The 13,704-nt window shown below is 54.5% G+C and carries 12 protein-coding genes; 11 read left to right on the top strand and 1 reads right to left on the bottom strand.

What is annotated here, in order from left to right; genetic code table 11:
• The first annotated feature begins 18 nt into the window (after positions 1-18).
• The 4 genes from rlmD (at position 19) to RG807_RS09910 (ending at position 4,946) form a co-directional block, all read left to right on the top strand.
• Positions 19-1,362 (top strand): 23S rRNA (uracil(1939)-C(5))-methyltransferase RlmD, encoded by a 1,344-nt coding sequence (gene rlmD, locus RG807_RS09925; protein WP_309044783.1) that lies wholly within the window; start codon positions 19-21, stop codon positions 1,360-1,362.
• 64 nt (positions 1,363-1,426) lie between these two features.
• Positions 1,427-3,667, top strand: coding sequence for a GTP diphosphokinase (relA, locus tag RG807_RS09920; RefSeq protein ID WP_309044782.1), 2,241 nt, complete (start codon positions 1,427-1,429; stop codon positions 3,665-3,667).
• A complete protein-coding gene (gene mazG / locus RG807_RS09915; RefSeq protein ID WP_309044781.1) occupies positions 3,664-4,518 on the top strand; it encodes a nucleoside triphosphate pyrophosphohydrolase in 855 nt (284 codons plus the stop codon). The genes relA and mazG overlap by 4 nt, the downstream gene beginning before the upstream one ends.
• 83 nt (positions 4,519-4,601) lie before the next feature.
• Positions 4,602-4,946 carry a pilin assembly protein gene (locus tag RG807_RS09910; RefSeq protein ID WP_309044780.1) on the top strand — a complete coding sequence of 115 codons (345 nt, stop codon included), beginning with the start codon at positions 4,602-4,604 and terminating at the stop codon, positions 4,944-4,946.
• Between the two features lie 36 nt (positions 4,947-4,982).
• Here RG807_RS09910 and RG807_RS09905 read toward each other — a convergent pair whose 3' ends face one another.
• Complete coding sequence (locus tag RG807_RS09905; RefSeq protein WP_309044779.1) at positions 4,983-5,216, bottom strand: hypothetical protein; 234 nt, start codon at positions 5,214-5,216, stop codon at positions 4,983-4,985.
• Positions 5,217-5,313: 97 nt separating this feature from the next.
• On the opposite strand from RG807_RS09905, the gene ppc reads away from it, so the two are divergent.
• The 7 genes from ppc (at position 5,314) to RG807_RS09870 (ending at position 13,036) form a co-directional block, all read left to right on the top strand.
• Complete coding sequence (gene ppc, locus RG807_RS09900) at positions 5,314-7,959, top strand: phosphoenolpyruvate carboxylase (protein ID WP_309044778.1); 2,646 nt, start codon at positions 5,314-5,316, stop codon at positions 7,957-7,959.
• 61 nt (positions 7,960-8,020) lie between these two features.
• Positions 8,021-9,394 (top strand): HDOD domain-containing protein, encoded by a 1,374-nt coding sequence (locus tag RG807_RS09895; RefSeq protein ID WP_309044777.1) that lies wholly within the window; start codon positions 8,021-8,023, stop codon positions 9,392-9,394.
• Positions 9,395-9,595: 201 nt separating this feature from the next.
• A complete protein-coding gene (gene adk / locus RG807_RS09890) occupies positions 9,596-10,249 on the top strand; it encodes an adenylate kinase (RefSeq protein ID WP_309044776.1) in 654 nt (217 codons plus the stop codon).
• Positions 10,250-10,282: 33 nt separating this feature from the next.
• A complete protein-coding gene (gene tsaB, locus RG807_RS09885) occupies positions 10,283-10,981 on the top strand; it encodes a tRNA (adenosine(37)-N6)-threonylcarbamoyltransferase complex dimerization subunit type 1 TsaB (RefSeq protein ID WP_309044775.1) in 699 nt (232 codons plus the stop codon).
• 12 nt (positions 10,982-10,993) lie between these two features.
• A complete protein-coding gene (locus tag RG807_RS09880; RefSeq protein ID WP_309044774.1) occupies positions 10,994-11,842 on the top strand; it encodes a class I SAM-dependent methyltransferase in 849 nt (282 codons plus the stop codon).
• A 473-nt stretch (positions 11,843-12,315) separates the two neighbouring features.
• A complete protein-coding gene (locus tag RG807_RS09875; protein WP_216007354.1) occupies positions 12,316-12,564 on the top strand; it encodes a hypothetical protein in 249 nt (82 codons plus the stop codon).
• Between the two features lie 88 nt (positions 12,565-12,652).
• Entirely contained in the window at positions 12,653-13,036 is a 384-nt protein-coding gene (locus RG807_RS09870) for a hypothetical protein (RefSeq protein ID WP_309044773.1), read from the top strand.
• Positions 13,037-13,704: the final 668 nt, after the last annotated feature.

The raw sequence follows: 13,704 nt of genomic DNA, 5'->3' as shown, positions 1-13,704 counted from the left end.
ACACCAAGAGAACAGATTATGAGCAGACGACGCAGGAAGGTACTTCCTACGGAACCCGTACGCTGTGAAGTGGAAAAGCTTAGCCATGATGGCCGTGGCATAGCGCGTCAGGATGGCAAAATCCTGTTTGTCGATGGCGCCTTGCCAGGCGAAACAGTGATGGCCAAAGTGGTATCTAGCCGAAGCAAATTTGATGAGCTGCGCACCCTTGAAGTGTTGGAGTCAGCTCCTGACCGTCAAACACCTCCATGCGAGTTCGCAGACCTGTGCGGTGGTTGCAGTCTTCAGCATATGAGCAGCGCCGCCCAGATCCGCTTCAAGGAAGACACGCTGCGCGAGCAGTTCGCGCACTTTGGCGGTATAGAGCCTGAGGAGTGGATCGAGCCATTACGCCCGGACAGCACTTTGGCCTATCGGCGCAAGGCGCGCATGGGTGTGCGCTACGTGAAAGCCCGAGAATCGGTATTGGTTGGTTTCCGGGAGAAGCGCAACAGCTTTCTTACGGATATTGATCGGTGCGTGGTGCTGGATCCGCGCATTGGTGAGCGCGTTGTTCCGCTGCGCGAGTTACTGCACAGCATGGATGCCTATGCCCGCATTCCTCAGGTAGAGATTGCCTGTGGCGACGACACAGCGGCCATGGTTTTCCGCAATATGGATGAGCTGAGCACCGGCGACCGGGAAAAGCTGATTGCGTTCGGGCAGGCCCACGAGCTGCATATTTATCTGCAGCCGAAAGGGCCGGATACCGTTCACCGCATCTGGCCGGAATCGACAGGCCGGCAGGATGAACGGCTCAGCTACCGGCTTGACGCGTTCGACCTGACCATGAAGTTCCATCCCATGGACTTTACGCAAGTCAATGCGGATATCAATAAAGCCATGGTACACAGGGCCGTGGAGTGGTTGGATGTACAGCCCGGCGAACGGATTCTGGATTTGTTCTGTGGGCTGGGGAACTTTACGCTTCCCCTTGCGCGCAAGGGTGGCCAAGTGATTGGCGTTGAAGGCGACGATGCGATGGTTGTGCGGGGCCGGGAGAATGCGGAACTGAACGGGCTTACGAACGTTGCGTTCCACGGCGCGGATCTGCACGGTGACTTCACAGGCCAGAGTTGGGCGCAGGAGGGGTTTGATAAAATCCTGATCGACCCGCCAAGGTCGGGGGCAGAAGAGATCTGCAAGTACCTGACTGCGTTTGGTGCCAAGACTATTGTGTATGTGTCCTGCAACCCCGCCACCCTGGCTCGTGATGCGGGCGTAATGGCCCGAAATGGATACAGGTTGGTACGTGCGGGAGTGATGGATATGTTTCCTCATACCACGCATGTGGAGTCGATTGCGCTGTTTGAGCGCGGCTGACAATGAATGTCGTTGTGCGCAGCAAAGGATGGCTGTGTGAACCACCAGGAATAACAAAACAGATATGGTAAAAGTTCGCGAAGACTATGCAGTGGATGGCGATGGCCAGATTGATATCGATGGCTGGGTACAGCAGATATCCTCGCAGACCCATCTGGATGATGTGGCGCAATTCCGCAGGGCTTGTGAAAAAGCTGCTGAAATAGATCTACAGGCCTACCGTGAAGATCGTCTGTGGGCGGCTGGTTCCAGCAGTTTTCGCATCGGCATAGAAATGGCTCAGGTGCTCGCAGAGCTGCGTTTGGATCAAACCAGCCTGGTTGCCGCCATTCTCTACCGGGCGGTGCGGGAGGAGCGGGTCGCGCTGGAGGTTATCCGCAAGGAATTCGGCGACGAAGTGGCCATGCTGATCAACGGTGTTCAGCAGATGGCGGCCATTTCCTCCATACACCACCCTCTCAAAGGCAATGTGCTTGGGCAAAGTGAGGGCCAGCTGGACAACGTCCGCAAAATGCTGGTCACCATGATTGATGATGTCCGGGTGGCGTTGATCAAGCTTGCGGAACGCACCTGTGCTATTCGCGGCGTCAAGAATGCACCTGAAGAAAAACGCATGCGGGTGGCCCGTGAAGTATTTGATATATACGCGCCCCTGGCCCATCGCCTGGGTATCGGGCATATCAAGTGGGAACTGGAAGATCTTTCCTTTCGCTACCTCCATGAGACTGCGTACAAGAAAATTGCAAAGCTTCTGGATGAAAAGCGCCTTGATCGCGAGGGGTATATTCGCCGTGTTATCAGCACGCTTCAGGGGGAATTGAAAGCGTCTGGTATCGACGCCGAGCTTTCCGGTCGTGCCAAGCATATCTACAGCATCTGGCGGAAAATGCGCATTAAGGGCATCGACTTCTCGCAGGTGTATGACATCAGAGCTGTGCGCATTTTGGTGCCGGAGGTCAAAGACTGCTACGCGGCGCTTGGGATTGTGCATGCACTTTGGCGTCACATTCCTAATGAATTTGATGACTACGTGGCCAACCCCAAGGAAAATGGTTACCAGTCTCTGCACACGGCGGTTATTGGGCCTGATGGCAAGGTAATGGAAGTTCAGATTCGCACCCACGACATGCACGAAGATGCCGAGCTGGGTGTGTGTGCGCACTGGTTGTACAAGGGCACGGATAAAAACCAGAAAGCCTCCGGCTATGAAGCCAAGATCAACTGGCTTCGTCAGGTGCTGGAGTGGCAGGAAGAATTGGGCGATCTCTCCGGCCTGGCTGATCACCTTAAAACGGACGTTGTATCAGACCGGATATACGTCTTCACGCCCGATGGGCACGTGGTTGATTTGCCACAGGGCGCTACTCCTGTGGACTTTGCTTACCGGGTGCATACCGAGATCGGCCATGCTTGTCGGGGTGCAAGGGTAGACAGCCGGATAGTGCCGCTGACCTATCCCCTGAAAACCGGGGAGCAGGTATTCGTGCTCACGTCGAAGAACAATCCCTCTCCCAGCCGGGACTGGTTGAACCCCAGCCTGGGCTATCTTCAGACCTCCCGCGCAAGGGCCAAGGTAACGCACTGGTTCAAACAGCAGAACCGCGAACGCAACGTTACTGATGGGCGCGCCATTATTGAAGACGAGCTCAGGCGCTTGTCGTTGCACGACGTGGATTTCAGCCAGGTGGCGGTAAAAGTAAATTATCACAACGCCGAAGATATGTTTGCGGCGGTGGGAGCGGGTGACCTGCGCCCGGCGCATGTGGCTAATGTTGCCCAGCAAATGCTGGAACCGAAATCCGAACAGCTTGATCTGAAGCTGACGGCCCAGCGCCGCAAGCCATACGATACTGAGTCGGATATTCACATACTGGGTGTGGGCAAGCTGAAGACCCAGGTGGCGAAATGCTGCAAACCACTGCCGGGGGATGCCATAGGTGGCTATATCACCGTCGGGCGGGGTGTGACGGTGCATCGCCAGGACTGCCTTACATTCCTGAACTTGCGGGAATTCGAGCCGAACCGGATTATTGAGGTGAGTTGGGGTGGTCAGCAGGCGTCTGTTTACCCGGTGGATATCGAAATTGAAGCCTACGACCGGTCGGGTCTGCTGCGCGATATTACCCAGGTGTTGTCGCTATCAAAGAGTGATGTTTTATCGCTCCACACCATGACCAACCGGGATGACAACACTGCAACCATGATAGTAACGGTGGAAATCTCCAGTCTGGATCAGTTGGCGCGGTTGCTGGCCCAGATCCGCAACCTGCCCAACATTATCGACGTAAGGCGTAAGCGCTCATGACTTACTCCATTGACGATCTGAAAGTGTTGATGGCTCGGCTGCGCGATCCTGAAACCGGCTGCCCCTGGGATGCGAAGCAAACTTTCAGAAGCATTGTTCCGCATACGCTGGAAGAGGCCCACGAAGTGGCAGATGCCATAGAGCGGGAGGATTTTCGAAACCTTGAGGATGAGCTGGGCGATCTGCTGTTTCAGGTAATTTTCTACTCGCAGATCGGGGCGGAAGAAAGCCGTTTCAGTTTTGATTCCGTGGTCGATAATCTGGTGCGCAAGCTTATTCGGCGCCACCCTCACGTGTTCCCCGAAGGTACGCTGGAAAGCCGTATTGACCCGGATAACCGGCCTGACGAAGCCTGGATCAAAGAGAGCTGGGAACGCATCAAAGCGGAAGAGCGGGCGCAGGAGCAAGAAGCAGCTTCAACGGATGCGCCATCGCCAAGCCGGCTTGATGGAATTGCACGGGCACTGCCTGCAATGGTCCGTGCGGAGAAATTGCAAAAGCGGGCGGCAAGGCACGGGTTTGATTGGCCGAATATAGACCCGGTTTTTGACAAACTCCATGAAGAGATTGATGAGCTGAAAGAAGCCTGGCAGGCTGCCGGGTTGGGTGAAGGCGATCGCGACGCGGTTGAGGATGAACTGGGCGACGTGCTCTTTGTGTGTGTGAACCTTGCGCGTTTTATGAAGGTTAATCCTGAGCAGGCGATTGGGCGCACCAACCACAAGTTCGAGGCACGGTTCAGGGCGATTGAGCAGGCGTTGGTTCGGGAAGGCCGCGACTTCGACGAGCAAACACTTGAAGCGCTCGATGACATCTGGCAGTCAGTCAAGGGTGTGGAAAAGAAGAGTTGATCCTTAGCTTCGTCTACACTGGGTGAAGCAGGAGCTCAGTTGGGGCTCTGGATGTCACCAACAGGATGCGGGAGTCAGGTTCGATGAAAATCAAAGATCTGGTCAGTTACTGGGATAAGCACGCAAGCCGAAAGCTTACCCGTGATGCCCATGCTGTGGCTTTGTCTGATTTGCACCATCAGCAACTAGAAGCTTTGTCTGCACTTTATCCTTTGAAATCGCCTCAGGATCTGTTGCGCGACCTGATAACGGTGACGCTGGATGAGGTTGAAGCCGAATTCCCCTATGTGCAGGGAGATCAGGTAGTCGCCTTTGATGAAGAGGGCTTTGAAATGTATGAGGATAAGGGGCTTACACCGGAGTTTGTGCGCCTTAGCCAAAAGCATATCAAGCGACTTAAGGCTCGCCAGCTCGAATCAGTTGCCTGATTACGAGTCTTCCGGCAATTGTCTGGAATCGATGAGTTATTCTTTACGTTTGCCCAGCTTTTCGTCCAGCGGGCTACGGCTGGTCAGCTCGTCCAGTGCCGCGGCCACCATATCATTGAGAATGTCGCTTTCGCTGCGGTCCGGGTAAAGCTCGGCCAGAGCTGAAACCCTTGCAGCGTCTCCAAGAGGAAGCCTCAGGTTGTACTCGTGAGTGCGCTCTGCAAGCTCTTTCTTTTGCTCCCATTGCTTGGGCAGATCTGTGACTTTCATGGTCGCTCCTTAGGCACCTAAACGCCAATAGACTTTTCCAGTCGTTCCTTAGTATCGTTAGTTTACTTTGTCTCCGTCAATCCATAAGGACGCCAATGTGACCGAGCTACACCCTGATCTCCGAGAAAATGTCCGTATGCTGGGCGAACTGTTGGGCCAGAGCATACAGCGCCACCCCGGCCAGGAATGCTATGAGCTTATTGAGGAAATCCGGGCTGCCGCCAAAGCTGATCGCCGGCAGGAAAGCGGCTCTGGCCAGCGTCTGGTCAGCCTTCTTGGCAAATTGAGCGATGATGAGCTGCTGCCGGTCACGAGAGCCTTTAATCAGTTCCTCAACCTTGCGAACCTGGCGGAGCAGTACCACGGAATTCGCCGCAAGCGTGGGCATCAGTCGGATCTCATGGTTGAACCATTGGCGGGTGTGTTTGATCGACTGAAAGCTAGCGGAGTGAGTGCTGATGCACTGCATAAATGCGTGTCGGATATGCGCGTGGAGTTTGTGCTAACGGCGCACCCCACAGAAGTCGCCCGCCGCACATTGATCATGAAATACGATGAAATGTCGGATTGCCTGGCTAGTCTGGATCACGATGACTTGTTGCCGGCGGAGCGATATGCCATCACCGAGCGCTTGTCCCGGCTTGTGGCAGAAGCCTGGCATACCGATGAGATACGCCATGAGCGACCCACGGCAGTTGATGAAGCCAAGTGGGGGTTTGCGGTTATCGAAAATAGCCTTTGGCAAGCGTTGCCCCGGTTTCTTGCCGATCTTGATGCGTCACTTCAGGATGCAACGGGCAAAGGGCTACCATTGCAGGCAACGCCCGTGCGCATTGCGTCCTGGATGGGTGGCGACCGCGATGGCAACCCAAACGTTACGCACCAGGTAACCCAAAAGGTATTCCTGCTCGGGCGCTGGATGGCCGCAGATCTGTTTCTCCGCGACATCAAATCGCTGCGGGCTGAGCTTTCCATGTGGCAGGCGAACGATGAACTGCGTGGCTTTGCCGGCGATTCCCGGGAACCCTACCGACATGTGCTGGCGGAACTACGTGACCGGCTGATTAAAACCCGTGATTGGGCAGAGGCCTGCATTAATGGCGAACCTGCCAACAGCAATGGCATTCTGTTTGAAAATGAAGATCTCACGGCCCCGCTTGAGCTTTGTTATCGATCAATGGTGGAGTGCGGGCTTGAACACATAGCCAAAGGTGCCTTGCTGGATACCATTCGCCGCGCCCATACGTTTGGCCTGCCTTTGATTCGTCTCGATATCCGTCAGGAAGCCACCCGACACGCGGAAGCGGTTGCCGAAATGGTGGAGTATCTTGGTTTGGGTGATTATCTTTCCTGGCCCGAAGAAGACCGGCAGGCCTTTCTGGTTCGGGAGCTGCAAGGGCGCCGCCCGCTGGTTCCCCGGAACTGGGAACCTTCCGAACCAGTGCGCGAAGTTTTGGACACCTGTGAGGTGGTGGCGCAGCAAACGCCGGAAGCGTTAGGCTCTTACGTAATCTCTATGGCAAGCAAGCCATCTGATGTATTGAGCGTTATTTTACTGCTGCGTGAATCCGGCATGAAATTCCCCATGCGTGTTGTGCCGTTGTTTGAAACACTGGACGACCTGCGCGGCGCGCCTGAAAGCATGGCCGCCTTATACGAAGTGGAGTGGTACCGGGACTATTGTCAGGGGCGCCAGGAGGTCATGATTGGCTACTCGGATTCGTCCAAGGATGCCGGCCAGCTAATGGCTGCTTGGGCGCAGTATCAGGCCCAGGAGAAGCTTACTCAGGTGGCCGGCCGGTACGGTGTGCACCTTACCCTGTTCCATGGCCGTGGCGGCACCGTTGGCCGTGGCGGCGGCCCAGCCAACCGGGCGATTCTTTCCCAGCCTCCTGGGTCAGTAAATGGCAGCTTCCGCATAACGGAACAGGGCGAAATGATCCGGTTCAAGTTTGGCTTGCCCCAGCTTGCGGTGCAAAGTTTGACGCTATACACCACGGCGGTGATCGAGGCGACTCTGGCACCACCGCCTGAGCCTGAAGATGCATGGCGAGACACCATGGATTGGCTGACGGAGCGTTCGCTCAGGGCTTACCGGGAAGTAGTTCGGGAAAATCCGGATTTTGTGCCTTACTTCCGCCAGGTAACCCCGGAACAGGCGCTGGGTAAATTGGCGCTGGGCAGCCGCCCTGCGCGGCGTAAAGCCAGTGGCGGAGTGGAAAGCTTGCGGGCCATTCCCTGGATTTTTGCCTGGACACAAATGCGGTTGATGTTGCCCAGTTGGCTGGGTAGTGATGTGGCGCTGGAAGATGCAGCTAAAGAGGGGCGCTTGCCTGCCTTGCGTGAGATGATGCAGGGCTGGCCGTTCTTCCGTACCTATGTCGACATGCTTGAAATGGTGCTGGCCAAGGCGGATCTACGCATTGCCAGTTACTATGAGAAAACCCTGCTGGACGACGATAAGCTCCGAACACTCGGCGTAAGCTTGGGTGCACGGCTTGAGGGTTGCGTTCAGCGCCTGCTGGAGCTCAAGGAACAGGATGAACTGTTGGAAGACGAGCCGGTATTTGCCCACTCGATGCGGGTGCGCAACCCCTACACAGATCCGTTGCATTATCTTCAGGCAGAGTTACTGAGGCGTGACCGGGAGAGTGAAGGTAAGGGTGAGGTTCCTGAGCTGGTAGAACGCGCGCTTAAGGTTACAATGGCGGGGATTTCCGCCGGAATGCGCAACACCGGCTAAATCGACCGGGAACGGATATGGGGCCTGAGTGGCCCTGCCATAGATAACAGGAGTAGTGTTTTTGGCTCTCGCAGCGCGACTGGAGCGTTTTTTTAATCAACAAGGTATAGCTTATCGGGAGCTGCCCATCGACCGGGCTACCAGCCTGGATGAGGCGGTATCTGCGTTGGGCGAATCCCGGGTGAACGCCATTAAAGCAACACTGCTGATTGATATCAGTGGCATTGTTATGGCTGTGCATAAATACGACAGTGCGCTTGATACAGAAGCTCTGCGCCAATTAACGGGGCGCTATTTGCAACCCCTGACGGCGCAGCAGACCATACGACTGTTTGGTGATTGTGATCCCGGGTTTACCCCACCAGTTGGCAGTGCCTACGAGTTACCGGTGTTGCTGGATGAGAGTATTGCTCGGGCTGAGCGGGTGGTGTTTTCCAGTGGTACAGATCACTCCTTGGTAGAGTTGGATGGACCCTCGTTGCGATTGGCTATGGCTGGTAGCCGGGAAGGAAACTTGGCTATTCGCGGGCCAGGCAATAACGGTGGCCGGGATGCGCTGACGCTGGCAGAAGTGGCCAGTAAACTGAAAAAGCTGTACCGCCTGCCGCCGATGCCGGCACTGGCATTGCGTATTCTGCGCCTGACCTCCAACACCGAGGCCACGGCGCGGGAGCTGGCGGAGCTGATTGAGTTTGACCCTAGCTTGACCGCACAAGTAATGCGCTATGCCCGGTCGGCCCTGTTTCATTACCCCGGCCAGATTAACTCTGTTCAGGATGCTGTAACACGCGTACTGGGTTTTGACCGGGTTGCCCACATAGCACTGGGCATTGCTTCAGTGCGGGCGTTCGATGTGCCCAAGGCGGGCATTCTGGGCATGGACAATTTCTGGCGCCACTCGCTGTATTGCGCATTTGTGGCCCAGCGCATGGCGCCCCACTGTGGTGCAGACAAAGGTTTGGCCTATTTGTGTGGTTTGTTGCATAACTTTGGCTTGCTACTGGTGGGGCACCTGTTCCCAGCGGAATTCAAAGAACTTAACAAGCTGCGAGAAGCCAATCCAGAAACCAGCATGCAGTCTTTGGAGCAACAGGTTTTCGGGCAGGGCAGTGAACAGGAAATTATATCGGTCGGCCATGGTGCCATTGGTGGCATTCTGCACCGGCTTTGGGAGCTGCCTGATCCGGTCATCAAAGCCGCAGGTGTGCACCAGCAGCCAGGCTACCAAGGCGAGCACCAAAACTACGTGATGATGGTTCAGCTGGCCAACGCGTTGCTGAAAGAGCGGGGTATTGGCGACGAGTTTAATTCAGATGATCTTCCCTCGTTGCTGCATGGCTTGGGACTGGAGCCTGGATTCGTGGATGAGTTGAATGCCGAAATCGATCAGGTTGCCCCTGAACTGGATGCTCTGGCATCGTCACTCAACACCTGATAATGGTCTTCTGCGCCTCCGTTATACGTCAGTTTTCTGAAGATGATACGGAGGTCGACTTTCTCTGAAGTGCCTGACTTCGTATAATGCGCGATCATCGAACTTGATCAACATCGGTTTCGACGGGAGAGGTTGTCGCAAAGGCTCAGGTTTTTGCCACAGTTTTTCAAACTTTAATAACGAAAATGGGAGCACAGCTGTATGCGAATCATCATGTTAGGCGCACCAGGCGCTGGGAAGGGGACGCAAGCCCAATTCATTACTGAGCGTTTTAGTATTCCCCAGATTTCCACTGGCGATATGCTGCGGGCAGCTGTAAAAGCGGAATCCGAACTTGGGCTACAGGTCAAAGAAGTCATGGCGACCGGTGGTTTGGTATCTGACGACATCATTATTGCGCTGATTGAAGAACGGATTAAGCAGCCAGATTGCAAAAACGGTTATCTGCTGGATGGTTTTCCCCGCACAATTCCCCAGGCCGAGGCCTTGAAAGACCAGGGTATTGTGATCGACTACGTTGTCGAAATCGCTGTGGACGATGAAGAGATTGTTAGCCGTTTGTCTGGCCGCCGCGTGCATGAGGGCAGTGGCCGCATTTATCACGTCAAGTACGATCCACCCAAAGTGGAAGGTAAAGACGATGAGACAGGTGAGCCGCTGATGCAGCGTGCAGACGACAAGGAAGAAACCGTTCGCAAGCGCTTGAAGATCTACCACGATCAGACCGCGCCGTTGATCGGCTACTACCAGGATCTGGCTAAGACACAGCCGGAAGCGGCGCCAGAGTATGTGAGTGTTAAAGGCGTAGGCAGCCTGGACAGTATTCGCGAACAGATTAGTGCTCGCCTCAAATAATCCACTGATGTTCTACCGAGGCCATTCACGCCTGTGAAACTTTTGGCACTGGACACCTCCTCAGAGGGCTGCTCTGCAGCCCTTTTTGTTGATGGTGAGGTTATCGAGAAGTTTGAGATTGCACCCAGAGGCCATACACGCCTTCTGATGCCAATGCTGCGAGAGTTATTGGCGGAACAAGGGCTCAAACCAGCCAATCTCGATGCCTTGGCATTTGCCCGTGGCCCAGGATCCTTTACCGGCGTTCGTATCGCCACGGGTGTGATTCAAGGATTGGCATGGGGACTAGACCTCCCTGTTGTGCCTGTATCTTCGCTCGAAACGGTTGCTCTTGGTGCCATTGAAACCCTGCAGTTAACTGAAGGCAATGGCGTAGCTGTGGCCTTTGATGCCCGTATGAGCGAAGTCTATTGGGGCTGCTTCCTGAATCGTTCGGGCCTACCAGAGTTGGTGGGCGAGGAGCGAGTTTGTTCACCTTCGAAGATTGCTCTGGAGCCCGGCGTTGTGGAGTGGGCTGGCGCAGGCCAGGGTTGGGCTTTTCGCGACAAGATGCCCCCCGTGGTTTCAAACCTGATCACTGCGGTGGATGAATCTCTCATTCCCCGAGCCGCCTGGGTAGCACGCCTGGCCGCTTTGAAGTTTAGTCAGGGCTTGGCTGTGCCGGCAGAACAGGCGCAACCGGTGTACATCCGCGATGAAATCACCTGGAAGAAATTACCGGGTCGTGAATAAGGTTTTTATCTGATGTCACGCCCTAAGGCTTCAAGCGCCTCCTCTGAAAACGCGATTATTCCTCTGGCAGTTGCCCGAAGCCCACTAGGTGATGAGCACAAAGCCAAGCTGCTCAGTTCTGAATTGTCCCTGCCATACCTCGGCGCCGTGCGGCCCAAAGACGTGCGGCATGCCAGCGCCTTGCTGTTTCTGGATGAGAACGGCTTGTGTCTCCAAGTGGCCGGGAAGGGTGCGCCAGGCCCTGTGAGGGCAGAGTTTGTAACCGGTAAGATGGGCTATCGTCGCGAGCATGGTGGTGGTTCAGGCCAGCTTGTTGCTCGCGCTGTCGGCTTGCAGAAAGCCAAAGCAGGCCTGCATGTTCTGGATGCGACAGCAGGTTTGGGTCAGGACGCGTTTGTGCTGGCCAGCCTCGGTTGTCGGGTTAGCCTGTTTGAGCGTAACCCCGTGATTCATGCGTTGCTGGCGGATGGTTTGGCCCGGGCAGCTCTTAATATGGATTGCGCACCTATCATCGCCCGAATGACGCTCAAGGCTGGTAGCAGCATTGACTGGCTGACGAGCGCCGAAGAGGCCTCAGAGACGCCTGATGTGGCCGACGTTATCTACCTCGACCCCATGTTTCCCCACAGGGACAAATCTGCGCTGGTGAAGAAAGAAATGCAGGTGTTCCGAACGGTAGTGGGCGATGACGACGACTCAGAAGCTTTGTTGAACGCTGCACTGGCCACCGCAACCTATCGTGTGGTGGTTAAACGCCCGCGGAAGGCACCGGCGATCCCCGGGCCTGAGCCCAGCACCCGGGTAGAGGGTAAGAGTAGCCGTTACGATATCTACTCAATCCGCGCGTTACCCTCACGCTAGCCCGCTAGTCGATCCTTTGCCCACTGACGCTCCGCGTTACGAGGCCATTACAAGCCCTGCCTGACCTCCTTAGACACATTTGGGCCTAACCTGGCCGCCAGGTTTGGAGCTGGTGGGGTTGTAGTTCCCATGATATTCGAAGATCCGAATCTAACCAGCGCAGGCGCGCATGCTGCAGGAGTTATACGAACGCGTTCGCAAAACGCCAAAACTCTCCAGAGAAAAGAAGGTAACTATCTGATAGGGTTGGAAAGTTGAAGCAGGAAGGGTGGAGTTATACGCCCGTGGTGGGAGCAGGAGTGGCTCGAAATAGGGCGTATAACTCCGGCGGTAGCCGTGGTAGTTGGTGCTCAAGAATTTGTTTTTATTTGGAAAATCGTGTTTTCTTGAGTGTGTTTGAATGGAGTTTTACGAATGAGTGATATACGAACTCGTTCGTATAATTAGCTGTTATATTTTTCTAGGGAGTTTCCATGGGCCTGTTTAGCTTTTACAAAGGTCGGAAAGTTGGCAGTCCTGCAAAGGTCGAGGCTCTACAGAAAGGGCCGGTGAGGCAACGAATTGATGTTGTGGAGCTGGCACTAGAAAATGGAGATAAAGGCGTGGGGTTGAAAGTGGTCGCCACGAGCTTTTTATCCTATCAAGCACTGCCGGTTTCGCTGAATAAAGAGCAGGCCGTGGAGCTTGCCCAGCGGATACTTAAGGCGGTGGATGAGGACTAAATATAACCAATGCAGGCACGGCGACGTCTACTACATTGCGGCTTCGCCTTCATTTCGTAGCCGCGCATGCTGCAGGCGTTAAACCTCTATGAAAATTGAGCCATACAATATAGTCGGTGATGTGAGCTTGGATATTCGAGATAGCGAACTCTTGAATCACCTTGGTGACCCAGAGCGCCAATCAACGAATAGTGTCGGTCTTCTCGAATTCGACTTTGGGTCTCGAGTATTTCGTTTCGACTCAACTGGCACATTGAACGAAGTTACTATTGAGTCTGAGGTAATTGAAGTTGAGGGTGTGGCAATACCGTTTAAGTATCTTGCTTCACACATTAATGCTGAAGACGAAGGGGCATTTGTAAAGTATGGCTTTATTGTCAGCCCTGCATTTGGTATGGCTTTTGACCCAGAACATAGTCCATGGGTCACTGTACTTACAAAAACAGGTTTGGCAGCATGGGAAACGGTTTAACAAGGCCAAGCAACCTCAGCCACTTCGTGGCTTGGACAGCCTTGCAGCCGTGCTTTTTGTGCATGGCTACGCCATTGTTGCACAAAAATCACAACTACAAGTCTGCCGTTGTTGGCAACGTTACAAATACGGTAGGAGTTGAGTATGGCTAGGCTAACTTTCATCTTTTTATTGGTTTTTGCGCCGCCCCTACTCGCGGATTGGTCCACCGTACCAGATCTTGAGTCACGCACCCTCTGGCAACTGGTTGCAGAAAACCGGGCCGAGGTGGTTTCCAGTGTCGGTTTCGGGAGTCCCGAAAGCAGTCACTCCAAACAAACTGTTTTCAGAATTCTTAAAGCAGATAAGTCCGATGGCGATATACGCTGGGCAGTCGATCCTGATGGAGGCTTCCGGCCAGTCATGTGCACCGAGTCTTGGCAAAATAGATTTCAATACCGAGGATCGTCTTGCTCCATTCCTGGGTGCGAGCCTGATACTAAAGAGTGTTTGGATTCAGTGACGAAAAACTTGTAACAAGGTGGTCAACGGGACGCCAACTACGCTGTGCTCCGTCGGCACCCATTACCACTGGCGTTAGGCAGAAAACATGGTCGAGCATGAAGACCTCAAAACTAGAAAAGTTCTCGCTGAGATATCGCTATTTCCGATGGTGATATCAGGTAGGT

Origin of the sequence: Marinobacter sediminicola, assembly GCF_031157525.1 — a bacterium.
Taxonomy (GTDB): domain Bacteria; phylum Pseudomonadota; class Gammaproteobacteria; order Pseudomonadales; family Oleiphilaceae; genus Marinobacter; species Marinobacter sediminicola.
The sequence above is the reverse complement of the archived record's forward strand: the minus strand, read 5'-3'. Positions and strand labels throughout refer to the sequence as shown.